This is a genomic window from Streptomyces sp. NPDC013457 (assembly GCF_043089925.1).
Taxonomy (GTDB): Bacteria; Actinomycetota; Actinomycetes; order Streptomycetales; family Streptomycetaceae; genus Streptomyces.
Map to the genome: position 1 here is coordinate 34,146 of NZ_JBICBL010000009.1, position 25,841 is coordinate 59,986.

Genomic DNA, 25,841 nt, shown 5'->3' on the forward strand with positions numbered 1-25,841 from the left:
CCCCGGCTTCTCAGCTGCGGGCGAGGGCGTCGGGGAGACAGCAGCCCGGGAAGCCGTCGTCGTGGATCGGCCTCATCAGCAGCGTCGAGCGGGCGGTGGGCCGGTCGGCGGCGGCCGCGCGCTCGGAGGCGTAGATGCCGACGAGTTCGTCGAAGCGGTACGCGTCGGAGCCGCTGCGCTCCAGCAGGCCCACGTCGGCCAGGGCGTCGAGCCTGCGCCGGGCGGCCGCCGGGTCGCCGTCCGCGAAGGCGGTCGCGTCCGCGGGCCCGATGGTGTCGGCGGGCCCGCCCGTCCCGGCGCCGGACCTGCCCAGTGCCCGGAAGAGCCGGGCCGCCTCGGGGGAGAGGGACAGGTAGCTGGCCTCCAGCGCGCGGCGCACGCTGGCCTCGCCGTCCCCTTCGACGCTCAGGTGGTCGAGCCGCGTCCAGGGGTCCTCGTACCGCTCGGCCAGCTCCCGCGGGCACAGGTGCGGGTTGGCGGCCAGGGTCCCGGCGGCGATCCGGATGCCGAGCGGGAGCCGTCCGCAGTACTCGGCGAGGCGCTCCACCGTGGCGCGGTGTCCGGCGCACCGCTCGGGACCGAGGAGGGCGACGAAGAGGTCGGCGGCGGTCTGCCGGTCCAGTGGACGCAGCCCGATGCGCTGGGCGCCCTCGCGGGCGACGAGCCCCCGCTGGAGGCGGCGGCTGGTGACGATGACGGCCGAGGGGCCGGGTGGGACGAGCGGGCGTAACTGGTCCGCGTCGGACGCGTCGTCGAGGAGGAGCAGCATCCGCCTGCCGTGCACGAGGGTGCGGTAGAGGGTGACGCGTCCTTCGAGGTCGTGGGGGAGCTGGTCGTGTTCGACGCCCAGTCCCTGGAGGAGGCGGGCGAGTGCGTCGAAGGCGGAGCGGGCACCGCCGTCGCCCGTGCCCCGAAGGTCGACGTACAGCTGTCCGTCGGGAAACAGGTCCGCGTACTCGTGGGCGAGTTCCAGGGCGAAGGCGGTCTTGCCGACTCCCGCGGGTCCGTCGACGGTCAGGATCGGGGCCGTGCTCCGGCACCGGGCGGTGTCCTGGTCGAGCTTCTGCCTGGCCTGCTGGAGCTCCGGTTCGCGGCCGATGAAGACGCGGGCGGTGGCGGGGAGCTGGTGCAAGGTATGGCCGGCGTGGGGGGCGAGGGGGCCGCGCCGCGGCAGGGGGGCGGGTGGCTCCGGGCGGGCCGCCAGGAGCGGCGCGGGCCGGTGTGCGGCGGGTTTGAGCGCGTACGTCCGGAACGGGGCCGACCGGGGCGCCCGGGGAGCGGCGGCCGGCCGGGGCGGCCTGGACGGCCAGGGTGAACCGGACGGACTGGGCGGCCGGGGCGTGACGGAGGGCCAGGGCGAGTCGGCCCGGGGCGCGGCCGGTGTCGCGGGCGGGCTCTCGGCGGCGGTCTCGCCCGCCAGTATCCGCTCGTACAGCTCCCGCAGTTCCCGGCCGGGGTCGATGCCCAGCTCCTCCCGCAGGAGGGTCCGTGCCTCGTCGTACGCCTGGATGGCGTGGGCCTGCCGTCCGCACCGGGACAGGGCCAGCATGTGGAGGTGGCGGAGCCGTTCGCGCAGCGGCTCCTGGGCGATGGCCTCGGAGGAGGCGACGATCGCCGCGTCGAGGTGGCCGGTGGCGATCAGCCCGGCGATCCAGCCCTCGGTCGCGGCGAACCGCAGCTCGCGCAGCCGGGTGCGTTCGAGGGCCGCGTACGGTCCGGGGATGCCGCTGAGCGCCTCGCCGTGCCAGAGGCCGAGCGCCGACTCGAAGCGCGCGAAGGCGGCCGGGGCGTCGCCCGCGGCCACCAGGTGCCGGGCCTCCTCGTAGCGGCGTACGAAGACGGCGGAGTCGACCGCGTCGGCGGGTACGCGCAGTTCGTAGCCGCCGGCGCGGGAGACGATGAACGCGCCGGACTCCCGGCTTCCGCGGTCCGGTTCGAGGGTCCGGCGCAGCGCGGCGACGTAGGTGTGCACGGCGTTGGCGGCCGAGGCCGGGGCGTCGGTGCCCCAGAGCGCGTCCACGATCTGCGTGCGGCTGACCACGGTGCCGCGCCGGCCTGCGAGGAGCGCGAGGACGGCCCGCTGTTTGGGCGGGCCCACGGTGAGTTCCCGGCCTGCCCGCCAGATGCGGAGGGGGCCGAGCAGGTGCAGGGCAAGGCGGTGCGTCGGTTCGGGCATGTGCTGTCACTCCAGGACCGGGCGTCGACGACGGGGAACGTTGACCTGTGGATCAGGAGACGGTCCTCGATGTGTCGGGATGCTCCTGGAACGGCCCATGACCTCGCACAGCCCTCGTGGCGCAGCATTGCATGACGCAGATCCCTCCCCCGTGTACCCGTGGACGGCGCACCTGCGTGAAGCAGGGTGCGAACGCGGATGTGAGGCACGCTAGTTGGCCCGGCGCGGGGTCAAAAGCTGACACTCGGCCGTGGTTGCATTCCACCGGATATCCGGCAATAGGCGGCGGAGCGGCGAACGTGCCACCGGCAACGGCGGCACGTTCGCCGAGGCAACTCGGCATCAACCACGACATTGGGGGAGTGACGGGACCGCTCTCGGCGGCCCCGTCGGATGGCTCAATCACATCCCTTGGCCGAGAGAGTTCGCACAGATCTCCGTTCGGCCGGCTCCGTCGCTACTCCGTCCGGCCTCGTCCGCCGCGTCAGCTTCCGGCGGGCGACGACGGGTGGCGCCTGCTCAGGACCCGGAACGCGACGAGGAGCGTGACGGCGGCGAGCGCGAGCACGATGCCCGTCTCGATGAGCTGGGTGGGCCAGAAGTGGGACCGGGGGTGGTAGTCGAGGTACTCGGCGACGACGGGTACGTCGACGCGGCAGCCGCCGGCCGCGACGGCCTCGGGGTCGCAGAAATAGCCGGGCAGCCGGCCTCCGGTGCTGTCCATCAGGCCCTGGTCCACGATCAGACCGTCCTCGGGCATCAGCGCCATGGAGCCGTCGGCCACGGGCTGTCCGGTGACCGTCCGTACCGGCAGGAAGGTCCAGCGCAGCGCGCCGAGCGCGGCCAGGACCAGGCCGGTGACCAGGCCGGTCGCGGCCATCGCGACCACCGTGCGGCGGATCAGCTGTCCGAGGAGCGCGCCGACGGCGACGGCCAGCAGGACGTACGCGACGAGGACGGTGCCGGTCGCCTCGTACGGGCCGCGGTCCGACCAGTGCAGCTGCCAGGTGCCCGAGACCCGGCCCCACCCGATCCGGTAGACCGCCATCAGAGCGAGGGTGACCGCGAGCGCCGCGACCGTCGCGGTGAGGAGCTTCGCGCGGAACCACCGCGCCGGGGTGAGGGACTGGGTGAGCGCGAGCCGGTACGTGCCGCTCTCCAGCTCACGGGCGATCAGCGGTCCCGCGACGAAGGCCCCGGCGAGGAGGGGGAGGAGGACCATGCCGATGGCGGTGTACTCCAGGGCCAGGCGCAGGAGGCCGTACGCCCGGCTGTCCTCGGACGGGAGCGCGTATCCGTCCACCACGCGGACGTCCGGGACGGTGGCGTCCCAGATCCGCAGCCCCAGGATGCCGGCGAGGACCAGGACCACCGCCGCTCCCGCGGCCTGGAGCGTGCGTCGGTGCTGGCGGACCGTCACCCAGTGCTGGCCCTTCAGCGGGAGGGTGCTCATACGGAGGCTCCTTCGGGGCGCAGGTGGGCGAGGACGAGGTCCTCCAGGGTCGGGACGCTCGTCTGCCAGGGGCCTTCGATCCGGCCCTCCCGGCGGACCAGGGCCGTGAGCTGGCGGCCCGTCGTGCGGGACTCGACGACCGTGTGGGGGGCGAGGTCGGCGACCGGGCCACGGAGCACGGCGTGCGCGGCGACGAGTTCGTCGATCGCGCCGTCGAGCCGGACGCGGCCGCCGTCGACGAGGAGCAGGTGGTCGCAGGCGCCCTCCAGCTCGGTGAGGATGTGCGACGACATGACGACCGTCGTGCCGCGTTCGGCGGCGTCCGCCATCAGGACGCCCATGAGCTGTCGGCGGGCGAGCGGGTCCAGGTCGGCCATCGGCTCGTCGAGGAGGAGCAGTCCGGGCCGCTTGCCGAGGGCCAGGGCGAGGGCGACGCGGGTGCGCCGGCCGCCGGAGAGCTCGCGGACGCGCGCGTCCGGGTCGAGCTCGGCGGTGATCCGCTCGGCGGCGGCCACGTCCCAGCGGCCCGGGTTGAGCTCGCGGCCCATCCGCAGCGTCTCGGCGACGGTGAGCTGCGGGTAGAGCGGCTTCTCCTGGGCGACGTACGCGAGGTGTTCGCGGGCGGGCGCCCGGACCGTGCCCTCGGTGGCCGGCAGCAGTCCGGCCGCCAGCGCGAGGAGGGTGGACTTGCCGGCGCCGTTGGGGCCGACGAGCGCGCAGACCCGGCCCGCGGGGAGCGCGAAGGTGCACCCTCTCAGCGCCCAGCCGTCGCCACGGCGCCGAGCCGACCCCCGCCCTCCGTACCGTTTGCCCAGGCCCTCGGCGCTCAGGACCGTTTCGTCGGTCATGCGTCCCCCTCGAAGAATTCCTTCAGTACGGATGTGAAGAGCGCGGCCACGTCCTCCCGCTCCAGTCCTTCCTCCCGCGCACGGCGTGCCCAGTCGGCGAGTTCGCCCCGCAGGGGCGAGTCCGCGGGGCCGGTGCCGAGCGTCGCGCGGACGAAGGTGCCGAGGCCGCGGCGGGCCTCGACGAGCCCTTCGCGCTCCAGCTCGCGGTAGGCCTTGAGGACCGTGTTCGGGTTGATGGCCGTCGCCTCGACGACCTCGCGCGCGGTGGGCAGCCGGTCACCCGGTTCCAGAACGCCCATGCGCAGGGCCTGTTTGGTCTGCTGGACGATCTGGACGTAGGTGGCGACGCCACTGCGCCGGTCGATGCGGTACTCGAGCACGTTCCTTCTCACCACCCTTTCACTAATCAAGTAGTGAAAGGGTGGTGCAAGAGAGGGGGCGGTGTCAACCGCCCCCTTCTTCCGGGTGTGTTGACCGGTGCTCAGGACTCCGTGCGGTACATCAGGTCCACCTCGTGCGTGACGAAGCCCAGCCGCTCGTACACCGTCACCGCCGCCGTGTTGTCCGCGTCGACGTACAGCATCGCCGTCGGCAGCCCCTGCGCGGCCAGGTGACGCAGCCCGATCGCCGTGAGTGCCTTGCCGAGGCCGCTGCCCTGCGCCTCCGGCAGGATGCCGACCACGTACACCTCGCCGAGCTGCTCCTCCGCGTGCGTCTTCGTCCAGTGGAAGCCGATCAGCCTCCCCTCCTTCTCCGCGAGGAAGAAGCCCTTGGGGTCGAACCACGGCTCGGCGAACCGGTCGTCGAGGTCGCGCTGGGCGAGCGAGCCCTGCTCGGGGTGGTGGGCGAAGGCCGCCGCGTTGACCGCGAGCCAGGCCGCGTCGTCCTGGCCGGGGACGAAGGTGCGGACCGTGACGCCCTCGGGGAGCGTCGGCTCGGGGATGTCGAGCGGCACCAAGGGGCGGCGCAGCTGGCGCAGTTCGCGGAACAGGGTCAGACCGAGCACCTGCGCCAGATGCCGGGCCGCGGCCTTCCCGCCGTGTGCCCAGACCCGCAGCCGCTTGCCCGAGGCGGCGAGCAGCGCGGTGCCGAGCGCCCGGCCGTGACCGCGGCCGCGGTGCGACGGATGGACCACGAGCTCGGCGGCCGGCGCCTCCACCGGGTCGGTGTCCTCCAGCTGCGCGTAGCCGTAGAGCTGGGTGCCGACGGTGAGCAGGAAGTGCCGCACCCCCTCGCGCCGGCCGTGGCGCAGATACAGCCGCCCCTGCTCGGACACGGCGTGGACGCCGTCGGCGCCGTCGGTCGCCTCCAGCAGGTCGAGGACGTCCGTCACCTGCTCGGGGGAGAGCTCGTCGAGAGTGTGGATCTGCCGGCCGGGTTCGAGGGCCGGTGCCGCGTCAGGAGTCATGCCTCCGAGCCTACGGAATCAACCTAGTTGTAACCCGGTACCCCCTGTTGCGCTACGCGCGTTGACTCTAGGCTGCGCCCGGTACGTCAGCAGTCGACAGGCGCCGCTCACAGGGGCGCGGGGACAAGGGGAACGATGGCAGCGACACCGAAGAAGAAGAGGACAGCGGGGCGGATACTCGCCGTCGGCGCGGGGCTCGCCACCGTCGGCGCGCTCGTCGCCGCGCTGCCCGCGGGCGCCTCGGGGACGAAGGGCGGGGGTGACGAGCGCGGCCACGGCCACGGCTACGGGCGCTACGTCGACGTGCAGCTCCTCTCCTTCAACGACCTGCACGGGAACCTGGAGCCCCCCACGGGCTCGGCCGGCCGGGTCACCCACACCAACGAGGACGGCACGACGAAGACCATCGACGCCGGTGGCGTCGAGTACCTGGCCACGCACCTGCGTGAGGCCCGTAAGGGCAACCGGTACTCCGTCACCGCCGCCGCGGGCGACATGATCGGCGCCTCGCCGCTGGTCTCCGGGCTCTTCCACGACGAGCCGACCGTCGAGGCGCTGAACCGGCTGAAGCTCGACGTCAGCTCGGTGGGCAACCACGAGTTCGACGAGGGCGCGCGCGAGCTGGCCCGGATGCAGAACGGCGGCTGCCACCCGACCGCCGGCTGCTTCGAGGAGGGCAAGCGGTTCAAGGGGGCGCGCTTCCCCTACCTCGCGGCCAATGTGACGAACGAGAAGACCGGCCGTCCGATCCTCGACCCGTACTTCATCTGGGAGCGGGACGGCGTCAAGGTCGGCTTCATCGGCGTCACCCTGGAGGGCACGGCCGGCATCGTCTCCGCCGAGGGCATCAAGGGCCTGAAGTTCGGCGACGAGATCGAGACGATCAACAAGTACACCAAGGTCCTGGAGCGCAAGGGCGTCAAGTCCATCGTCGCCCTGCTGCACGAGGGCGGTTCGCCGGCCTCGGGTTCGTACAACTACAACTGCGACAGCCCCGGTCCCGGCGACGGCATCTCGGGCCCGATCGTCGACATCGCGAAGAAGGTCAGCCCGCAGGTCGACGCCCTGGTCACGGGCCACACCCACCAGGCGTACGCGTGCACCGTCCCGGACCCGTCGGGCAAGCCGCGCACGGTCACCTCGGCCGCCTCCTTCGGCAAGCTGTACACCGACACGACGCTGACCTACGACCGCCGGTCCAAGGACATCGTCCGTACCGCCGTCTCCTCCGCGAACCACGTCGTCACCCGTGACGTGGCGAAGGCCGAGGACATGACCCGGCTGATCGACCGCTGGAAGACGCTCGCCGCGCCGATCGCTAGCCGTCCGGTCGGCTACATCTCCGGTGACGTCGACAACCCGGCCGACGCGCCGGAGAAGCCGCTCGGCAACCTGATCGCCGACGCGCAGCTGGAGGGTATGGCCCCGGCCGACAAGGGCGGCGCGCAGCTCGCGCTGATGAACCCGGGCGGTGTCCGCGCGCCGCTGGTCCACAAGGCGTCCGGCGCCGAGGGCGACGGGGTCGTGACCTACGGCGAGGCGTACACGGTCCAGCCGTTCACCAACATGATGACGGCGGTCGACCTGACCGGCGCCCAGCTCGTCACCGCGCTCCAGCAGCAGGTGAGCGGCCCGAACCAGGCCGCCCCGAAGATCCTCCAGGTCTCGAAGGGCTTCACCTACACCCTGGACATGACGAAGACCGGCGCCGACCGGATCGTGGTCTCCTCGGTGAAGCTGAACGGTGAGGTGATCGACCCGTCGAAGACCTACCGGGTCGCGATGAACGAGTTCCTGGCCGGTGGCGGTGACGGCTTCGCCGTCCTGAAGGAGCACAAGAACAAGCTGGTCGGCGCGTCCGACCTGGACCTGTTCACCGCCTACCTGACGGCGCACTCCTCCGCGAGCGCCCCGCTGGCCCCGCCGGCCACGGGCCGGATCACGGTCGTCAAGTAACACCGGGGGCAACTCCGCGTCGCCAGGGGGCGGCGGGCCGTTCCGACGGTCCGCCGCCCCCTTCGCGCATGCCGGACCCTGGCGGATATTGACGCGTACGCGTCATACTCCGCGCATGGACCGACGACGCTTTCTCGCGGGAGCCGCGGCAGCCGGTGCCGTCCTCCTGGTGGGAGCCCCGCCCGCGCGGGCGCTCGCCACTCAGGACTGGATGGCCGGCCACGGCGACCCCACCCCGCTCCAGAAGCTCACCATCCCCGGCACCCACGACTCCGGCGCCCGCTTCGGCGGCCCCTGGTCCGAGTGCCAGAACACCACCCTCGCGCAGCAGCTCGCCTCCGGAATCCGGTTCTTCGACATCCGCTGCCGCGTCACCGGCGGCTCCTTCGCCATCCACCACGGCCCCTCGTACCAGAACATGATGTTCGGCGACGTCCTCATCGCCTGCCGGGACTTCCTCGCCGCCCACCCCTCCGAGACCGTCCTGATGCGCGTCAAGCAGGAGTACTCCTCGGAGTCCGACGCCACCTTCGGCGCCGTCTTCGGCGACTACCTCGACAACCGGGGCTGGCGCTCCCTCTTCCGCATCGGGGACACCGTCCCCACTCTCGGCCAGGCCCGCGGCAAGGTCGTCCTCATCGCCGACAACGGAGGCCTGCCCGGCCTCAAGTGGTGGGACGGCGGCGCCATCGCGATCCAGGACGACTGGAACGCCCTGCCGAACGCGAAGTACCCCAAGATCGAGGCCCACCTCCGCACGGCCGTCGCACAGCCCGGCAGGCTGTACGTCAACTTCGTCAGCACGTCCGCGTCGCTGCCGCCGCGCTGGAACTCCGACAACCTCAACCCCCGCGTCCACGGCTTCCTGGACGGAACCGCGAACGGCTGGAAGGGGCTCGGCATCGTCGCCATGGACTTCCCCAACACCCGCTCAGGCCTGGTCGAGTCCCTCGTCCGCCACAACTGACGGCGGGGGCGTCGGCGCGCCCGGCAGTCGCAGGACCGCCGCCGTGCCGCCGCCCTCGGCCGCCGTCAGCGCCACGGTGCCGCCGGCCTGGTGGACCGTACGGGCCACGATCGACAGACCGAGGCCCGAGCCGGGCAGGCTGCGCGCCGACGGCGAGCGCCAGAAGCGCTCGAAGACATGGGGGAGTTCCTCCGCCGCGACGCCCGGCCCGTGGTCGCGGACGGTCAGCTCGCCCCGCATCAGGGTCACCTCCACCGTGCCCCGCGCGGGCGAGAACTTCACCGCGTTGTCCAGGACGTTCACCAGCGCGCGCTCCAGCGCCGCCGGCTCCGCCCGGACGTACCAGGGCGCCAGATCGGTGACGAACGTCAGCTCGGGACCCCGCAGCCGCGCCCGGTCCAGGGCCGACCTCAGGAGCGTGTGCAGCGGGACGACCTCCAGCCGGCCCGGCTGCGCCGCGTCCGGGCGCGCCAGCTCCTGGAGGTCGCCGATCAGCGCCGCCAGCTCCGTCATCTGCGCCTTCACCGACGCCATCAGCGCCCGCCGGTCCTCGGGCGGCAGCGCCCGGCCCGTCTGCTCGCTGCGGGCCAGCAGCTCGATGTTGGTACGCAGCGAGGTCAGCGGCGTCCGCAGCTCATGGCCCGCGTCCGCGATCAGCTGCGCCTGCCGGTCCCGCGAGACCGCGAGCGCCGCCGTCATCGCGTTGAAGGAGCGCGACAGGCGGGCGATCTCGTCCTCGCCCTCGACCGGGATCCGTACCGTCAGGTCCTCCGTCGCCGCCACGTGCTCCACCGCGCCCGTCAGCCGGTTCACCGGTTCCAGGCCCGTCCGCGCCACCCAGAGCCCGGCCGCGCCCGCGCCCACGACACCGATCCCGGAGACGAGCAGCAGCACCCAGCCGAGCGTGGACATCGAGCGGTCGATCTCGTACAGCGGACGGGCGACCGAGACCGCGACCGGCTGGCCGGCGATCGACACGGGATACGAGTAGACCCGCATCTCGGTGCCGTTCTCGGCGTCCGTCGTGTGCAGGGCGAACGGCTGCTCGCCCCGCGCGACCGCGAGGTCCTCGTTCCGGGCGGGGATCGGGGAGGTGCCGAGCGTGCAGAGGTCGCCGGTGACGGTGACGATCTGCAGGGTCTGCGCGGGCCCGGCCGGCATCGGGCGGTCCCGCGCCCCCGGGGCGCAGGAGGCCAGCAGCATCCGCGCCTGCTCGTCCGTGAGGCGGCTGCCGCGCAGCGAGGAGTCGAGCTCCGCCTCCAGCTGCGCCCGTGTCACGAACCAGCAGGCGAGCGAGACCGCCGCCACCGCCACCGCGACCGCCGTCGCCGTCAGCAGCGCCAGCCGGGACCGCAGCGGCCGCGACCGGAACCAGACCACGGGACCGCTCACTCAGGGCCTCCACCGCGCAGCACGTACCCCACACCCCGCACCGTGTGCACGAGGCGCGGCTCGCCGCCCGCCTCCGTCTTCCGCCGCAGATACATCACGTACACGTCGAGCGAGTTCGAACTCGGCTCGAAGTCGAAGCCCCAGACCGCCTTCAGGATCTGCTCGCGCGTCAGCACCTGGCGCGGATGCGCCAGGAACATCTCCAGGAGCGTGAACTCCGTCCGCGTGAGCTCCACCGCCCGGCCGGCCCGGGTCACCTCCCGGGTCGCCAGGTCCATCCGCAGGTCCCCGAAGCTCAGGACGTCGCCCTCCGGCTGCGCCTCGGCGGCGCTCGCGTACGAGCTGCGCCGCAGCAGGGCCCGGATCCGGGCGAAGAGCTCGTCCAGCTCGAACGGCTTGACCAGATAGTCGTCCGCGCCCGCGTCGAGCCCCGTCACCCGGTCGCCGACGGTGTCCCGGGCCGTGAGCATCAGGATCGGCACGGTCGAGCCGGCCGCCCGGATCCGCCGCGCGGCCGTGAGCCCGTCCATCCGGGGCATCTGCACGTCGAGCACGACGAGATCGGGGGCGTACGACTCCATCCGGGCGAGCGCGTCGATCCCGTCGACGGCCTCCTCGGTCCCGTACCCCTCGAAGGCGAGACTGCGCCGCAGCGCCTCCCGTACGGCGGGCTCGTCGTCGACGATGAGGATGCGGTCGCCTTCATTCACCGGGCCAGTCATGGGGCCAGCCTCGCACGCGTTCAGTTCGCGCCGCCGTCCCGGAGCTCGTCCAGGTCGGCCTTGAGCGTGTTCACCGGGATGGCGAATCCGAGACCGACGCTGCCGGCCGAAGAGCCGCTCGAAGAACTCGGCGAGTACATCGCCGAATTGATTCCGATGATCTCGCCGTTCATATTGATCAGCGCGCCGCCGGAATTCCCCGGATTGAGCGAGGCGTCGGTCTGGATCGCCTTGTACGTCGTCTTCGACGAACCGGTGTCGCCGTTGAACTCCTGCCCGCCGAACTCGAACGGCCACCCCTGCCGCGGGTCGTACTGCTGCCGCTGCTGGTCCCGGCCGTCGTCCTTGGCCACCGTCACGTCACGGTCGAGCGCCGAGACGATGCCGCTGGTGACCGTGCCGGTCAGACCCTCGGGGGAGCCGATCGCCACGACCTCGTCGCCGACCTTCACGTCGTCGGAGTCGCCGAGCGTGGCCGCCTTGAGGCCGGACGCGCCCTCCAGCTTGATCAGCGCGAGGTCCTTGTCGGGGTCGGTCCCGACGACCTTCGCCTCGTACGTCTTCCCGTTCGACAGCTGGACGGCGATCGAGGAGGCGCCGGAGATGACGTGGTTGTTGGTGACGATCTCGCCGTCGCCCGTGATGATCACGCCGGAGCCGGTGGACTTGCCGGACGCCGAGGACGCGGAGATCTCCACGATCGACGGCGAGACGGCCTGGGCCACCCCGGCGACCGTGCCCTTGCTGCTCGCCGAGACGTTCGTCCCGCTGACGCCGGACGCCGTCGGGGCGCCGTCCGCGGTGAGCTGCTGCACCAGGGTCGCGGTGCCGCCGCCGACCGCCGCGGCGGCGATCGCCACGGCGACGAGGAGACCGACGCCCCGCTTGGCGCGCCGGCGCGGGAGCGGGGCGGCCGCGGCGGGCGCGGGCGGGGCCGGGGGAGTGACCGTCGGAGGGACGTGACCCCCGGACGGCCAGACCGTCGTGCCCGGCTCCGTGGTGACGGGCTGCGTCGGGTCGTACGGCGGCCTCGGGGGCTGCGGCGGGTAGTACGGCTGCTGCGGCTGCTGGTGGTCCGTCATGGGAGAGACTCTCGGAGCCGTTCATGAGAGCACTCTGAGGACGGCCTGAGAAGCCCGACAGAACCCTGTATGCCCCATATAAAGACCAGGGGCGGCCGGGTGCGGCGGGGTCAGCCGCCGTCGCAGCCGCAGGAGCGGCGGACCACCAGGGCCGACGGGAACTGCTTCACCCGTTCGCGCTTGGAGCCCACCACCCGCAGCGAGTCGTCCAGGACCAGGTCCACCGCCGCCCGGGCCATCGCCGGGCGGTCCGAGGAGATCGTCGTCAGCGGCGGATCCGTCAGCGCCGCCTCCTTCACGTCGTCGAAGCCCGCCACCGCCAGCTCCGTCGGCACGTCGATCCGCAGCTCGCGCGCCGCCCGCAGCACGCCGAACGCCTGGTCGTCGGTGGAGCAGAAGATCGCCGGCGGCCGGTCCGGGCCGGAGAGCAGCTTCAGCGCGACCTGGTACGCGTCGTAGCGGTTGTACGGAGCCTGGAAGAGCCGTCCCTCGATCGAGATGCCGGCCTCCAGCATGGCCCGCCGCCAGCCCTCCTCGTGGTCCGCGACCGGGTCGCCGACCGCCGGGGTGTTCGGCACACCGCCGAGACACGCCACGTACGGGTGTCCGTGCTCCAGAAGGTGCCGGGTGGCGAGCTGCGCGCCGCCGATGTCGTCCGTGACGACGGCCACGTCGTCCAGCGCCTCGGGCCGCTCGTGCAGCAGCACCACGCGCGCGTCCCAGGCCTCGATCTCGCTCGCGGCCCGCTCGCTCATGCCCTGGCTGACCAGGATCAGACCGGAGACCCGCATCCCGAGGAACGCACGGAGGTAGTGGACCTCGCGCTCGTCGCGGTAGTCCGAATTGCCGACGAGGACCATCTTGCCGCGCTCGGCGGCGGCCTGTTCGACCGCGTGCGCCATCTCGCCGAAGAACGGCTGGCGCGCGTCCGGGACGATCATGCCTATGAGGTCCGTGCGCCGCGACGCCATCGCCTGGGCCACCCGGTCGGGTCGGTAGCCCAGCTCCTTGATGGCGGCGAGTACACGCTCGCGCGTGGCCGGGGCGACCGGCCGGGGTCCGTTGTTGATGACGTAACTCACGACCGCGGTCGAAGTACCCGCCAGTCGCGCTACGTCATCCCGCGTCACCTTGGCCACGCGCGGCAGTCTACGCGGGGTGACCTACCTACCGGCAGGTCGCACTGTGGCTTCCGCCACGTTCCTGTCCTCCGAGGGGGTGACATCCTGCGCGCCACCCTTGACCCGGGCCTCTTCCTGCGCCCGCGCCTCCTCGGCCGCCCGCTCCACCTTCTCCGGTGTGACGAAGCGGTATCCGACGTTACGGACAGTGCCGATCAGCGACTCGTGTTCCGGGCCGAGCTTGGCGCGAAGTCGCCGTACGTGGACATCGACCGTTCGGGTGCCGCCGAAGTAGTCGTACCCCCAGACCTCCTGGAGGAGCTGGGCGCGCGTGAAGACCCGGCCGGGGTGCTGCGCGAGGTACTTGAGGAGCTCGAACTCCTTGAAGGTCAGGTCCAGGACCCGGCCCTTGAGCTTGGCGCTGTACGTCGCCTCGTCGACAGAGAGATCGCCGTTGCGGATCTCCATCGGGGAGTCGTCGGCCACGATCTGCTGCCGGCCCGTCGCCAGCCGCAGCCGGGCCTCGACCTCGGCCGGACCCGCGGTGTCGAGCAGCACGTCGTCGATGCCCCAGTCGGCGGTGACGGCCGCGAGACCGCCCTCCGTGACGACGAGGATCAGCGGGCAGCCGGGCCCGGTCGAGCGGAGGAGCTGACAGAGGCTGCGCACCTGCGGGAGGTCACGGCGGCCGTCGACGAGGATGACGTCCGCCCCTGGGGTGTCCACCAGGGCCGGACCCTCGGCCGGGGCGACCCGTACGTTGTGCAGCAGAAGGCCGAGGGCGGGAAGCACCTCGGTCGAGGGCTGGAGTGCGTTGGTCAGCAGCAGCAGTGAACTCATCGGCGGCCTCCTGCGGGAGTGGCCGGCCGGGTTTCCTGCCGGTCGTGCTCGGTTCGCTCGTCCATGACGTCGGTTCCTCCTCGGTCCCTGCGAGGACGTCTGCGTGTCTCACATGCGGCTCTCGCGCCCTGAGAGCTTTTGTTCATCCGTCCGTAACAACGGTCGGGAAACGCAAAAGGACCCGGGGGCTGCGTTGCCCGGATCCTCTGCCTAGGAGAATAGCCCACATGAGTTCCGAGGCAGAGGGGCGATTTCACATCGTGGATGTCTCCTCGATCACGTCCCGTCCCCAGCGTGCCACTTTGCTCACCACGGACGGTGTCCGTATCGAGGCTGTTTACGAACCGTGTACACGGGGCGTCACCGATACGGCCGTGGTCCTGGCCCACGGGTTCACCGGGTCGGCCGACCGGCCCGCGGTCCGCCGTGCCGCCGAGGCGCTCGCCGGGTACGCGGCCGTCGTCACTTTCTCCTTCCGCGGGCACGGCCGTTCGGGTGGTCGCTCCACCGTCGGCGACCGCGAGGTCCTCGACCTCTCGGCCGCGGTGCGCTGGGCCCGGAAGCTCGGCCACGCGCGCGTGGCGACCGTCGGCTTCTCCATGGGCGGCTCGGTCGTCCTGCGCCACGCGGCCCTGGAACGGGACACCGGCGGCCACACCGACGCGGTCGCGGCGGTCAGCGCACCCGCCCGCTGGTACTACCGGGGGACGCCCTCGATGCGCCGCGTCCACTGGGTGATCACCCGCCCCATGGGCCGCCTGGTCGGCCGGTACGGACTGCGGACGCGGATCCACAACGAGGACTGGAACCCCGTACCGCTGTCGCCCGTGGAGGCCGTCCCGCTGATCGCGCCGACCCCGCTGCTGATCGTCCACGGCGACCGCGACCCGTACTTCCCCGTCGACCACCCTCGGATGCTGGCGGAGGCGGGCGCGGGCGAGCTGTGGCTGGAGCGCGGCATGGGCCACGCCGAGAACGCGGCCGACGCGGACCTGCTGCGCCGTCTGGGGGACTGGCTCACCCGCCGATAGCCCATCATGGACACCGGCGCGCACACGAACGAAGGGAGCGCCGCTATGGCAGCGGGAACCATCCGCTACTGGGCCGCGGCCAAGGCAGCCGCCGGTGTCGCCGAGGAGCCGTACACCGCGGAGAACCTGGCCGAGGCGCTGGACGCCGCCCGTGCGAAGCACCCGGGCGAGCTGGCCCGCGTACTCCAGAGGTGTTCGTTCCTCGTCGACGGTGACCCCGTCGGGACCCGCGGCCATGAGACCGTACGCCTTGCCGAGGGCGGCACGGTCGAGGTGCTCCCGCCGTTCGCAGGAGGGTGAACCGCACAGCATGAGCAGCGATCAGCAGCAGCCGTACGAGCAGGGCTACGACCAGGGATACCCCCAGGGTCACGAGCCGGGCCACGACCCTTACGCGGGTCAGCAGCCGTACGGCCTCCAGGACCCGCACGTCACACAGACGTGGCAGGGCCAGACCTGGGACACGCAGTACCAGCCGGTGGTCCAGCCCCCGCAGCCGCAGCGGCAGCCCGTGCAGCCGCAGCAGCCGACGGCGTACGACGCCACCGCCTACCTGCCTCCGCAGCCCGCGACCACGGCGCATCCGCTGCCGGACGAGACGCCGGCCGCCGCCCCCGTCCAGGGCGGGCCCACGGCCGCGTACTCCGCGCCCACCACCTCCGGTCACACCCGCCTCACCGACGCCCAGCGCGCCCGGGCCGAGGGACGCTCGCCGATCATCGCGCCCGGGATCCAGCCCGCCGCCCTCACCGCGGTCCTCGGCGGCCTGCTCGCCGGCGGCGCCGCGCTCGGCTCGTACGGACTGCTCGTCCCGCTCGTCCTGCTCCAGGCCGTCACCGCCGCCGGCTGGTTCCGGCTCAACGGCATGTGGCCGGCCCGCCAGGGCATCGCCCTCGCCTTCGCCGGCGGCCTGGCCGCCGACGTCGCCCTGCTGGCCGCCGGCCGCGAGAACGCGCCCGCCGCGATCATCGGCACCCTCGGCGTCTGGGTGCTGCTCACCCTCGTCCTCCAGCTCCGCAGCCACGCCGACCCCGACGAGCGCATGTACGGCCTGATGGCCACCGTCGCCTCGGCCGCGCTGACGATCGTCGCCACCGGGCACCTCGGCGCGGAGCCCGACGCAGTGGTCGTCGGCGGCCTCGCGGTCGCCGCCGCCACCGTCGCCCGCGCGCTCCCGCTGCCCCGCCCGGCCTCCGTCGTCGTGGCGCTGCTGGCCGCCGCGGGCGCCGGGATCGCCGCCGGAGGCCTCACCGGCCTGGGGACCTCCGGGGCGCTGCTCGGTCTCGCCGCCGGGGTCTGCGCGCTCGTCGGACTGCACGTCGCGAGCTACGACTACCCCTCGCGGTTCGTGCACATGACCGCCGGTGTCGCGCTCCCGCTGACCGCCGCCGCCCCCGCCGTCTACCTGCTGGGACGCGCCCTGGCCTGACCCCGGGGAACCATCCGGCCCCGTGACGCGTCGATCTTGATGTCGGGGGCCGGACAAGTTTTTGGGGGCGGGGCAGGTCATGCGAGCACTGCGCATATTGCTGATCGTGGCCGTCGTGCTCGGCGGGATCTTCGTCGGCGTCGACCGGCTCGCGGTCAACTACGCCGAGTCCGAGGCCGCCGACCGCGTGCGGCTCGGCCCGGCGCGGGCCGACTCGACGGACGTCGACATCAAGGGCTTCCCGTTCCTGACCCAGGCGATGGACAAGCGTTTCGACGAGGTCGACGTCGCGCTGACCGGCGTCGAGGCCACGGCCGGCAGCCGGAAGATCCGGATCACCGAGATGACCGCCGCGCTCCGGGACGTGACGGTCGACGACGACTTCGCGGGCGCCCGCGCGCGCACGGCGACCGGTACCGCCCTGATCTCGTACGCAGACCTGACGGCCGCCGCCGACCGTGACGTGACCGTCGCCTACGGCGGCGACGGCAAGCTGAAGGTCACCGGCGGGGTGGAGATCCTGGGCCGTACGGTCACCCGCAGCGTCGTCTCCTCGGTGACCCTGGTCGACGGGAACACCATCCGGGTCCGCGCCGACAAGGTGCCGGGCGAGGGCATTCCGGGCCTGGAGTCCCTGATCCGCAAGCGCACCGACTTCGACCGCGAGATCGGCGGCCTGCCTCAGGGCATGAAGCTGGAGAAGGTCGAGGCCCGCGAGGACGGCGTGGCGATCGCCGTGACGGGCACGAACGTGACCCTGGCGGGCTGAGACCGGGCGTCGGGCCGCGACCGGGCCGCCGCACGCCGTCGGGGCGGGGCCGGGGCCGTATGGACCGGGGCTCGGCCACATGGTGAGACGGTGGCGTCCGACCCGTAGAAAAATCACCTCACGGGCACGCCCCGGACCCTGGCGGCGCCCGGTTTCTCCGCGATCTCGTCTCACATCTCGGACGATCGCGTCTCAAAATACGACACACCGGTGACACGGCCGCCTGTCCGTCCCTACGATCGTGGGCATGAAGCGACAGGCGGATCTCACGAAGCGGCGGGCAGTAGACCTGTGCCGCATCGCCGCCATGCTCTGTCGCACCGTCTGAGCGGGACGCCGCAGTCCCGTATTCCTCGGGCCCTTCCGACCCCCGGTCGGGGCCACCCCCGTGTAGCCCGTACGTGGCGCTGACGCGTACCCGCAATCCCCTGCGCGACACCGCACAGCACCGCAACACCGCACCACACCGCCGAACACTGCCCCGGAGGAGAACAGCATGAGCCGCAGCGACGTCCTGGTAGACGCCGACTGGGTCGAGGCGAACCTCGACAACCCGCAGGTGGCCGTCGTCGAGGTCGACGAGGACACCTCCGCGTACGAGAAGAACCACATCCGCAACGCGATCCGGATCGACTGGACCCAGGACCTGCAGGACCCGGTCCGCCGTGACTTCATCGACCAGGAGGGCTTCGAGAAGCTCCTCTCGGCGAAGGGCATCGCGAACGACACCACGGTCGTGCTCTACGGCGGCAACAACAACTGGTTCGCCTCCTACGCGTACTGGTACTTCAAGCTCTACGGCCACCAGGACGTGAAGCTCCTCGACGGCGGCCGCAAGAAGTGGGAGCTCGACTCCCGCGACCTCGTGGCCGAGGTCCCGGCCCGCCCGGCCACCGAGTACAAGGCCAAGGCCCAGGACACCTCCATCCGTGCCTTCCGCGACGACGTCGTGGCCGCGATCGGCGCCCAGAACCTCGTCGACGTGCGTTCGCCCGACGAGTTCTCCGGCAAGCTGCTCGCGCCGGCCCACCTCCCGCAGGAGCAGTCGCAGCGTCCCGGCCACGTGCCGAGCGCCCGCAACATCCCGTGGTCGAAGAACGCCAACGACGACGGCACCTTCAAGTCGGACGACGAGCTCAAGGCCCTCTACGAGGACGAGCAGGTCGACCTGGCGAAGGACACCATCGCCTACTGCCGCATCGGTGAGCGCTCCGCGCTGACCTGGTTCGTGCTGCACGAGCTGCTCGGCGTCGAGAACGTCAAGAACTACGACGGCTCGTGGACCGAGTACGGCTCCCTCGTGGGCGTGCCGATCGAGCTCGGCGCCAACAAGTAACACCACCGGACGCACGGACCCAAGGACAGGACGAAAGACATGTGTGGAGCACAGCCCGGCGGCCCCGACGCCTCGACGATCAAGCCCGGTGAGACCACCATCCAGGGCTTCGTGACCAGGGACGGCGAGCCCGTCACCGGTTACGTCCGCCTCCTGGACTCGACCGGCGAGTTCACGGCCGAGGTCCCGACCTCCGCCACCGGCCAGTTCCGGTTCTACGCGGCCGAGGGCACCTGGACCGTCCGCGCCCTGGTTCCCGGCGGCACCGCCGACCGCCAGGTCGTGGCGCAGCACGGCGGCCTCGCCGAGGTCGCGATCGCGGTCTGATCACCGCCATGAGGGCTTCGGACACGAAGCCCCGCCTACCGGCCGAAGGGCCGTGCCTCCTGGGGGGTTGGACGCTTTCCCGGACTTGAGGCACGGCCCTTCGGTCTTACTCTGAAGATATGTACGCGCGTCGTCGGCACGTCTACTTCTGGCTGATGGGCGGCTGTGTGGCGCTCTTCGTGGGCGCCTGGGCCGTCGTGCGGCTGTTCTCGATGCCCGTAGCCATCGGGATGTGCGTCGTCGCCATGCTCATCCCGCCGGTCGCCGCGATGATCGCGAACCGGAGGGGCCCGGAGGACCGCTGGTGGGACGATCCGTCCGGGGACCCGCAGTCCGACGAGTGGTGGGACGAGCTGGACGGCAAGAAGCGCCGCGAGGGCCAGTAGCCGGCCGGCAGACGGTCGGCAGCCGGTCAGTAGACCAGGGCCTGGGTGCCGTCCGTCATGGCCTCCTGGACGAAGACCTGTGCGCCGGCGATGCGGACGCCCTCCAGGACGTCCTTCTCCGTGATCTCCCGGCGGGCCGCGCACTGGGTGCAGAGCGTGATCCGCCCCGCTGCCAGGATCGAGTCGATCAGGTCCGGGAGCGGCGCGGCGTGCGGGAGTTCGAACTCCGCCGCCCGGCCCGGGAGCGCGAACCACGACGACTCGCCCGTCAGCCAGAGCGAGACCTCGACCCCACTGGCCACGGCGACGGCCGCCACGGTGAAGGCCTGGGAGCAGCGTTCGGGAGCGTCGGCCCCGGCGGTCACCTTGATCACGAGCTTCTTCGCCATATACCGAACTGTAATGCGGACCCCTGCAACCTCATGCACCACTCACGAGTCAGCGCTGTGCGCGGATAACGGAATCCTCGCTTCAGGTCTCGTGGGGGGACCCTCTCTTGGAAAGCACAGAAGAAAGCGTCGCCGCGCCGCGTCGGCGCAGGACCGGACGGACGGTCGGCCTCGTCGTCCTCGCCGCCGTCCTCGGCCTCGTCGGCGGCACCGCCGTCGGCTACGGCGTCCAGGCCGATCGGGAGCCGACGGCTCTGCCCGCCCTGAACCAGCCGGGTCTCGCCTACCCGAAGCCGCTCCCGGCGGGGCAGAAGGCCGCGCCCCTGCCGGTCTCCGAGGACCGCAGGCTCAAGACGGACGGCGACCTGCGCAAGCTGCTCCTGCCGCGCCCGGCGGGCGCGAAGAAGACGGAGTTCTCGGACCTCGGCGACGGCTGGATGTCGGTCGCCGCCTACGCCCGTGACTTCAAGAACCCGGGCCGGGCGCTGGACTTCCAGCTCAGCAGCGGCATCAGGCGCGTCGCGCGCACGTCATGGCAGCAGGGCACGTACCGGATCACCGAGATCCGGCTGGTGCAGTACCGCTCCACCGACACCCTCGGCGCGCAGGAGCACGCCGAGGGCCAGATGGAGTACATGTCCGACGAGGACTTCGCCTCCTCCGACGGGGAGGCGGTCAAGGGCTCCGCCAACGGCCGCTACTACGTGTTCCCGGTGGAACGGAAGGCCGGATACCTGGACCTCTACGAGGCCCGGGCGTACTTCCACCGCGGCGACATCATGGCCGAGATCTTCGTCGTCGACGCCAAGAAGATCTCCGCGAAGGAGATCAGATCGATCGCCGAGCAGCAGCTGGGGCGCCTGTGAACGAGGACCTGAACACCGTGACCGAGCCGACGAAGCCCGGCCGTGGGCGCAAGCTGCTGACGGTCGTCCTGCCGGCCGTGCTCGTCCTCGGCGCGATCGGCGGCGGCGTCACCTACACCGCCGTCACTGTCGACGCGGCCCACCGCAGCGCCCCGACCGTCGCCTGGGAGGAGCCCGAGGCGACGCAGTGGGACAAGGACCCGGCCGCGGGCGCGTCGCGCGGCCGGGCGTCGACGCCGCTCAGCAAGCTGCTCCTGCCGGTGCCGGAGGGATACGTTCTCGGCCCCGACATCGAGTCGTACGGGAACGACGGCGAGCTGGGCGACAAGGAGGCCCTCGCGCTGCTGAAGGAGGAGGGGAAGGGCCTCTCAGGCAAGAAGCGCCGGGCGTACGAGAAGCGCGTCGAGAAGGTCGGCATCAAGGGCATCGCCGTCCGCTCCTTCGCCTCGGAGAGCAACGACGTCGTGGTCTCCATCCGCGTCACGCAGATGAAGGACAAGAAGCGGATCCGCGAGATGTTCGACCTCAGGAAGGATCTCTTCGAGCTCTTCGAGTTCCCCAAGGGGCCGAAGATCGGCGGGCACAAGAACTCCGCCTGCTTCATGGTCCCCGAGGACAAGGACCTGACGAAGGCGGAGAAGGCCGGGGAGCTCGTGGAGATGCACTGCACGGCGTACGACTCCGAGGTCGAGGTCACGGTCACCGTCGCGGGCACCAAGCCGTTCGACAGGGCGGCGGCCGCCAAGCTGGTGCGCAAGCAGCTGGACCACATCACGTCCCCGGGGGAGTACGTATGACCGAGCAGACGACGGACACCGACGTGAAGCTCCCGGGGCAGGCGCCTGCCCCGGAAGCGGAAGCGCTGCCGACCGAGGTACCCGCCGCGGAGGCCGAAGCCGTGCCGACCGAGGTACCCGCCGCGGAGGCCGAAGCCGTGCCGACCGAGGTACCCGCCGCGGAGGCCGAGCCGGGCGCGGTGCCCCAGGCCAAGGCCTCCCGCAAGCCGCTCCTGTGGGCCGTCGCCCGCTGGACCGCCGCCGTGCTCGTCTTCGCCGGCGTCGGAACCGGGACCGCGCTCGGGATCACCTCCATGGAGCGCACCGACGTGCCCGGTCTCGCGACCGAGAGCGACGGCCGCTGGGTCTACCCGGAGCTCAGCCTCCCCGCGCTCCCGGCGGACGCGCCGCGGCCCTTCACCGAGGGCAACGACGGCGAGATCCACCACGCCGACCTGCGCAAGCTCCTCCTTCCCGCGCCTGAGGGCGCCAAGCCGGACCCGAAGCTGAACGGCGGCTGGGTCGGCGTGGACCAGTTCCTGTCCCAGTACCGGACGGACGAACGGCCCGAGCTGTCGGAGGCGCTGAAGGAGTCCGCCCTGCGGCACATCGCGGCCCGGGGCTGGACCACGCCGGACGGTACGACGACCCGGATCCACCTGCTCCGGTTCAACTCGGTGGCCTTCGCCGAGGCCTTCAAGGACGACGCCGTGCAGGCCGGAGCGACCACCGGTCCGCTCCTCGACGGTGTCGAGGGGGTGCAGGTCGACGGGGACTTCCCGACGAGCGTCAGCGTCCCGTACACCGTCCTGTACACGCACGTCGAGCTGCCGCGGAACACCGACCAGACCCGCTGGGCCTACATCCAGGCCGGCGACACCCTGGCGCTGGTCACCCAGTCCCGCAAGGGGGAGGCGCTGACGGTCCCGTTCCAGCAGACCGTGGCCCTCCAGAACCAGCTCCTGGGCTGACCCGTCGCGCACCGGCCGACCTCGCAGAGAGGGCCGGGCCCCCGCAGACTAAGCTGGGGCCCGGCCCGTTCTGCCTTCACGCTCATCCGAGGAGCACCCGTGATCATCTTCTTCGAAGTCCTCCTGGCCCTGGTCTGCGTCGCCGTGCTCGCGTTCACCGGTCTGGCCGTGAAGAAGCTGTACCAGGGCCAGCGGTAATCACCTCTACGGAACGACAGAGCTGCTCATGATCGAGATCCCGTCCGACCTCAACCCGGACCTCGTCCCCCTCGCGTTCCTCCTCGGAACGTGGGAAGGCGCGGGCGTGGCCGACTTCCCCGGCGCCGAGAAGTGCAACTTCGGTCAGTCCGTGACCTTCAGCCACGACGGCCGTGACTTCATCGAGTACCACTCGCACTCGTGGGTCCTGGACAACGAGGGCAAGCAGGTCCGCCCGCTGGAGAGCGAGAGCGGCTACTGGCGGATCGACAAGGACCGCAAGGTCGAGACCGTCATGGTCCGCGACCAGGGCATCGTGGAGATCTGGTACGGCGAGCTGGCCGACAAGAAGCCGCAGATCGACCTGGTCACCGACGCCGTGGCCCGTACGGCGGCGGCCGGCGCCTACAGCGGCGGCAAGCGGCTCTACGGCTACGTCAAGGGCGACCTGATGTGGGTGGGCGAGAAGGCGACCCCCGAGGTCCCGCTCCGCCCGTACATGTCCGCGCACCTGAAGAAGGTCGTGACGCCCGAGGAGGTCGCGGAGATGGCGCGCAACCTCGGCGACCTGCCGGACGACGGCATCGCCTTCTTCAAGTAGGCCCTCTCCGCGGGCCTTCTCCGAAGGGTCGTTTCCGAAGGCCTTCTTCGATCCGGCCCCACGAGACCCAGCCGTGTGCGCCCACGCCCTCCTACACTGGGGGCGTGGTGAGCACCGACTGGAAGAGCGACCTGCGGCAGCGCGGCTACCGGCTGACGCCTCAGCGCCAGCTTGTCCTGGAGGCCGTGGACACGCTGGAGCACGCGACGCCCGACGACATCCTGGGCGAGGTCCGCAGGACGGCCGCCGGTGTGAACATCTCCACCGTGTACCGGACCCTGGAGCTCCTGGAGGAGCTCGGGCTCGTCTCCCACGCCCATCTCGGACACGGGGCGCCGACGTACCACCTCGCCGACCGGCACCACCACCTCCACCTGGTCTGCCGGGACTGTACGGAGGTCATCGAGGCGGATGTCGAGGTGGCCGCCGAGTTCACCGGGAAGCTGCGCGAGACCTTCGGCTTCGAGACGGACATGAAGCACTTCGCGATCTTCGGCCGATGCCGGGACTGTTCGAACAAGGACACCGGTACGCAGTCGTAGGCTTGCCCCATGCAGCAACATTCAGCGCACAGCCCTCTGCTGTCCCTGCCCGGCGCCGTCCCCGCCGAAGGCCGTGACGAAGGTGTCGCCGCGCACTACGGCGACCTGTTCCGCGAACAGCGTGCCCTCGCCGCGGGTGACGGCTTCGTCGACCTCTCGCACCGCGGTGTCGTCGCCGTCTCCGGCGACGACCGCCTGAGCTGGCTGCATCTGCTGCTCACCCAGCACGTCAGCGAGCTCCCGGTCGGCCGCGCCACCGAGGCGCTGATCCTCTCCGCCAACGGTCACATCGAGCACGCGCTCTACCTCGTCGACGACGGCGAGACCGTCTGGGCGCATGTCGAGCCCGGCACGCAGGACGAGCTCATCGCCTATCTGGAGTCGATGAAGTTCTTCTACCGGGTCGAGGTCGCCGACCGCACGGACGAGGTCGCCGTCGTCCACCTGCCGGCCGGCTCCATCGCCGAGGTGCCGCCGGGTGTCGTCGTACGGGAGACCCCGCACGGCCGCGACCTGTTCCTGCCCCGCGCCGACCTGGAGACCTTCGCGGCCGCGCACGGCCCGGCCGCCGGGATGCTCGCGTACGAGGCGCTGCGGATCGAGGCGCACCGGCCGCGGCTCGGCTTCGAGACCGACCACCGGACCATCCCGCACGAGCTGGGCTGGATCGGGAGCGCGGTCCACCTGCAGAAGGGCTGCTACCGCGGGCAGGAGACCGTCGCGCGCGTCCACAACCTGGGGAAGCCGCCGCGCCGCCTCGTCTTCCTGCACCTGGACGGCAGCGAGGTCCATCTGCCGGGCCACGGCACCCCGATCCGGCTCGCGTCGGACGGCGCCGAGGGCCGCCAGCTGGGGTTCATCACCACCTCGGGCCGCCACCACGAGCTGGGGCCGATCGCGCTGGCGATGGTGAAGCGGAACGTGCCGGTGGACGCGGAGCTGATGGCCGGGGACACGGCCGCCGCGCAGGAGACGGTGGTCGAGCCCTAGAGCCCGGTCGGGAAGACAGGGCTGAGGACCGGACCTGGCTCCTCAGACCTCCAGGAGCACCGTGAACGGGCCGTGATTCGTGAGCGAGACGCGCATGTCCGCTCCGAACCGGCCCGTCTCCACGTGCGCGCCCAGCTCGCGCAGCCGTGCCACGACCTCGTCGACGAGCGGCTCGGCGACCGGGCCGGGCGCCGCGGCGTTCCAGGTGGGCCGGCGGCCCTTGCGCGCGTCCCCGTAGAGGGTGAACTGAGAAATCACCAGCAAGGGGGCATTAATGTCCGAACAGGATTTCTCTCCCTCCAGAATCCGGACGGACCACAGTTTTCTGGCCAACTGTGCCGCTTTCTCCGGAGTGTCCTCGTGGGTGACTCCCACCAGCACACACAGCCCCTCGCCGACGATCTCGCCCACGGTCTCGCCCGCGACGACGACGCTCGCGCCGTCCACTCTCTGCACCACTGCACGCATACAGGCCAACCTACAGACCTTCGCATAGGGGCTGAACGGGTGCAGAGCGCCTGCACGCGCAGGGGCGGGAGTGGCACCATGCGTGTCAGGCGGTGCGGTTCCGCACCGGTCGAGGGGACGATTCACATGAGTGCACCTGGCGCCGGGCAGACGCCGGCCCGTTTCGGAGTAGGCGTACGGCCGCCCGTGCAGCGGACGGCGGAGCCCGCACTGCCGGAGCGGCGGCAGCCGGACATCGCCGCCCTGAGGCTGCCGGAGCTGCGCGCGCTCCGCCGTGACGCGCAGGGCGACGAGGCGGACCTCAGTTACGTACGGCGGATGCTGCAGGGCCGTATCGACATCCTCAGGGCCGAGCTGGCGCGGCGTACGGATCCGGAGTCGCCGGTCCTGGACCGCCTGTCGGAGATCCTCGCGGACGTGCCGTCGAGTCGGGGCTCGTCGGCGCGGCACGTGACGCTGTCGACGCCGCGGAGCGAGGAGTACCGGCGGCTGGCTGCGGAGATGCTGTCGGAGGTCGAGCTCTCCGACCTCGGGGCGCGGACGGACGACGAGCTGCACACGGCGATGGGCCGGCTCGCGGGGTACGAGCAGCAGATCTCGCGCCGGCGGCAGGACCTCCAGCGGACGGCCGACGACTGCAGCGCGGAGATCACCCGCCGCTACCGCGAGGGCGAGGCGCAGGTGGACGACCTCCTGGCCTGAGCGAGTGAGGCCGGGGCGCGTGAGGCCGGGGCGCGCGGGCGCCCGCGCCGGTGGCGCGGGAAAACTCGCGTGCGCGGGATCGGTGGCGTGCATAG

General features: G+C 71.8%; 27 protein-coding genes and 1 pseudogene. 16 read left to right on the forward strand and 12 right to left on the reverse strand.

The window, feature by feature from the left end:
• Positions 1-10: 10 nt before the first annotated feature.
• The 5 genes from ACF1G2_RS24210 to mshD form a co-directional block, all read right to left on the reverse strand.
• Positions 11-2,176 (reverse strand): BTAD domain-containing putative transcriptional regulator, encoded by a 2,166-nt coding sequence (locus tag ACF1G2_RS24210; protein WP_391800256.1) that lies wholly within the window; start codon positions 2,174-2,176, stop codon positions 11-13.
• Between the two features lie 484 nt (positions 2,177-2,660).
• Positions 2,661-3,629 (reverse strand): ABC transporter permease, encoded by a 969-nt coding sequence (locus tag ACF1G2_RS24215; protein ID WP_391800257.1) that lies wholly within the window; start codon positions 3,627-3,629, stop codon positions 2,661-2,663.
• Positions 3,626-4,477, reverse strand: a complete 852-nt coding sequence (locus ACF1G2_RS24220) for an ATP-binding cassette domain-containing protein (protein ID WP_391800258.1) — start codon at positions 4,475-4,477, stop codon at positions 3,626-3,628. Before ACF1G2_RS24220 ends, ACF1G2_RS24215 begins: the two co-directional genes overlap by 4 nt.
• Entirely contained in the window at positions 4,474-4,857 is a 384-nt protein-coding gene (locus ACF1G2_RS24225; protein WP_352191354.1) for a GntR family transcriptional regulator, read from the reverse strand. The genes ACF1G2_RS24220 and ACF1G2_RS24225 overlap by 4 nt, the downstream gene beginning before the upstream one ends.
• Positions 4,858-4,958: 101 nt before the next feature.
• Positions 4,959-5,885: a mycothiol synthase gene (gene mshD / locus ACF1G2_RS24230; RefSeq protein WP_391800259.1), complete on the reverse strand. Its 927-nt coding sequence runs from the start codon at positions 5,883-5,885 to the stop codon at positions 4,959-4,961.
• Between the two features lie 135 nt (positions 5,886-6,020).
• Here mshD and ACF1G2_RS24235 point away from each other — a divergent pair, with 135 nt between their 5' ends.
• Positions 6,021-7,841: a bifunctional metallophosphatase/5'-nucleotidase gene (locus ACF1G2_RS24235; RefSeq protein WP_391800260.1), complete on the forward strand. Its 1,821-nt coding sequence runs from the start codon at positions 6,021-6,023 to the stop codon at positions 7,839-7,841.
• 115 nt (positions 7,842-7,956) lie between these two features.
• Positions 7,957-8,808: a phosphatidylinositol-specific phospholipase C gene (locus tag ACF1G2_RS24240; protein WP_391800261.1), complete on the forward strand. Its 852-nt coding sequence runs from the start codon at positions 7,957-7,959 to the stop codon at positions 8,806-8,808.
• Here the strand turns inward: ACF1G2_RS24240 and ACF1G2_RS24245 are convergent.
• The 5 genes from ACF1G2_RS24245 to ACF1G2_RS24265 all read right to left on the reverse strand — a co-directional run bounded on the left by ACF1G2_RS24245 (position 8,773) and on the right by ACF1G2_RS24265 (position 13,965).
• Positions 8,773-10,200: a sensor histidine kinase gene (locus ACF1G2_RS24245; RefSeq protein ID WP_391800262.1), complete on the reverse strand. Its 1,428-nt coding sequence runs from the start codon at positions 10,198-10,200 to the stop codon at positions 8,773-8,775. The two genes, ACF1G2_RS24240 and ACF1G2_RS24245, sit on opposite strands and share 36 nt — an antisense overlap.
• Positions 10,197-10,922: a response regulator transcription factor gene (locus ACF1G2_RS24250; protein ID WP_391800263.1), complete on the reverse strand. Its 726-nt coding sequence runs from the start codon at positions 10,920-10,922 to the stop codon at positions 10,197-10,199. The genes ACF1G2_RS24245 and ACF1G2_RS24250 overlap by 4 nt, the downstream gene beginning before the upstream one ends.
• Positions 10,923-10,942: 20 nt before the next feature.
• Entirely contained in the window at positions 10,943-12,004 is a 1,062-nt protein-coding gene (locus tag ACF1G2_RS24255) for a S1C family serine protease (RefSeq protein WP_391800264.1), read from the reverse strand.
• A gap of 110 nt (positions 12,005-12,114) precedes the next feature.
• On the reverse strand, positions 12,115-13,143 hold the full coding sequence (locus tag ACF1G2_RS24260) for a LacI family DNA-binding transcriptional regulator (RefSeq protein ID WP_391800265.1): 1,029 nt from the start codon (positions 13,141-13,143) through the stop codon (positions 12,115-12,117).
• A 24-nt stretch (positions 13,144-13,167) separates the two neighbouring features.
• Entirely contained in the window at positions 13,168-13,965 is a 798-nt protein-coding gene (locus ACF1G2_RS24265) for a response regulator transcription factor (protein ID WP_391800266.1), read from the reverse strand.
• A 227-nt stretch (positions 13,966-14,192) separates the two neighbouring features.
• Between ACF1G2_RS24265 and ACF1G2_RS24270 the strand changes: the two genes are divergently transcribed.
• The 7 genes and pseudogenes from ACF1G2_RS24270 to ACF1G2_RS24300 all read left to right on the forward strand — a co-directional run.
• Positions 14,193-14,996 (forward strand): alpha/beta hydrolase, encoded by an 804-nt coding sequence (locus tag ACF1G2_RS24270; protein WP_391800267.1) that lies wholly within the window; start codon positions 14,193-14,195, stop codon positions 14,994-14,996.
• Positions 14,997-15,041: 45 nt separating this feature from the next.
• Positions 15,042-15,296, forward strand: a complete 255-nt coding sequence (locus ACF1G2_RS24275) for a MoaD/ThiS family protein (protein ID WP_391800268.1) — start codon at positions 15,042-15,044, stop codon at positions 15,294-15,296.
• Between the two features lie 10 nt (positions 15,297-15,306).
• Positions 15,307-16,425: a hypothetical protein gene (locus ACF1G2_RS24280; RefSeq protein ID WP_391800269.1), complete on the forward strand. Its 1,119-nt coding sequence runs from the start codon at positions 15,307-15,309 to the stop codon at positions 16,423-16,425.
• 79 nt (positions 16,426-16,504) lie between these two features.
• Entirely contained in the window at positions 16,505-17,194 is a 690-nt protein-coding gene (locus ACF1G2_RS24285; RefSeq protein WP_391800270.1) for a DUF2993 domain-containing protein, read from the forward strand.
• Between the two features lie 496 nt (positions 17,195-17,690).
• On the forward strand, positions 17,691-18,530 hold the full coding sequence (locus tag ACF1G2_RS24290; RefSeq protein WP_260230573.1) for a sulfurtransferase: 840 nt from the start codon (positions 17,691-17,693) through the stop codon (positions 18,528-18,530).
• A gap of 39 nt (positions 18,531-18,569) precedes the next feature.
• A complete protein-coding gene (locus tag ACF1G2_RS24295) occupies positions 18,570-18,857 on the forward strand; it encodes a DUF1416 domain-containing protein (protein WP_352191368.1) in 288 nt (95 codons plus the stop codon).
• Between the two features lie 107 nt (positions 18,858-18,964).
• Positions 18,965-19,243 (forward strand): annotated as a pseudogene (locus ACF1G2_RS24300) (DUF3099 domain-containing protein); the annotation flags it as partial.
• A gap of 26 nt (positions 19,244-19,269) precedes the next feature.
• Here ACF1G2_RS24300 and ACF1G2_RS24305 read toward each other — a convergent pair.
• Entirely contained in the window at positions 19,270-19,632 is a 363-nt protein-coding gene (locus tag ACF1G2_RS24305) for a DsrE family protein (protein ID WP_137994334.1), read from the reverse strand.
• Positions 19,633-19,739: 107 nt separating this feature from the next.
• On the opposite strand from ACF1G2_RS24305, the gene ACF1G2_RS24310 reads away from it, so the two are divergent.
• The 6 genes from ACF1G2_RS24310 (at position 19,740) to ACF1G2_RS24335 (ending at position 24,576) form a co-directional block, all read left to right on the forward strand.
• Positions 19,740-20,498 carry a hypothetical protein gene (locus ACF1G2_RS24310; RefSeq protein WP_391800271.1) on the forward strand — a complete coding sequence of 253 codons (759 nt, stop codon included), beginning with the start codon at positions 19,740-19,742 and terminating at the stop codon, positions 20,496-20,498.
• 17 nt (positions 20,499-20,515) lie between these two features.
• The gene (locus tag ACF1G2_RS24315; RefSeq protein ID WP_391800272.1) at positions 20,516-21,295 is read left to right on the forward strand and encodes a hypothetical protein; all 780 of its coding nucleotides are present in this window, start codon (positions 20,516-20,518) and stop codon (positions 21,293-21,295) included.
• On the forward strand, positions 21,292-22,245 hold the full coding sequence (locus ACF1G2_RS24320; RefSeq protein WP_391800273.1) for a hypothetical protein: 954 nt from the start codon (positions 21,292-21,294) through the stop codon (positions 22,243-22,245). The genes ACF1G2_RS24315 and ACF1G2_RS24320 overlap by 4 nt, the downstream gene beginning before the upstream one ends.
• A 226-nt stretch (positions 22,246-22,471) precedes the next feature.
• Positions 22,472-23,044, forward strand: a complete 573-nt coding sequence (locus tag ACF1G2_RS24325) for an FABP family protein (RefSeq protein ID WP_391800274.1) — start codon at positions 22,472-22,474, stop codon at positions 23,042-23,044.
• Positions 23,045-23,148: 104 nt separating this feature from the next.
• Positions 23,149-23,586, forward strand: a complete 438-nt coding sequence (locus tag ACF1G2_RS24330) for a Fur family transcriptional regulator (protein WP_391800275.1) — start codon at positions 23,149-23,151, stop codon at positions 23,584-23,586.
• A gap of 9 nt (positions 23,587-23,595) precedes the next feature.
• Positions 23,596-24,576 (forward strand): YgfZ/GcvT domain-containing protein, encoded by a 981-nt coding sequence (locus tag ACF1G2_RS24335; RefSeq protein ID WP_391800276.1) that lies wholly within the window; start codon positions 23,596-23,598, stop codon positions 24,574-24,576.
• Between the two features lie 42 nt (positions 24,577-24,618).
• Here ACF1G2_RS24335 and dtd read toward each other — a convergent pair whose 3' ends face one another.
• The gene (gene dtd, locus ACF1G2_RS24340) at positions 24,619-25,044 is read right to left on the reverse strand and encodes a D-aminoacyl-tRNA deacylase (protein ID WP_383167877.1); all 426 of its coding nucleotides are present in this window, start codon (positions 25,042-25,044) and stop codon (positions 24,619-24,621) included.
• Between the two features lie 126 nt (positions 25,045-25,170).
• Here dtd and ACF1G2_RS24345 point away from each other — a divergent pair, with 126 nt between their 5' ends.
• Complete coding sequence (locus ACF1G2_RS24345) at positions 25,171-25,746, forward strand: ABC transporter substrate-binding protein (RefSeq protein WP_391800277.1); 576 nt, start codon at positions 25,171-25,173, stop codon at positions 25,744-25,746.
• Positions 25,747-25,841 lie beyond the last annotated feature (95 nt).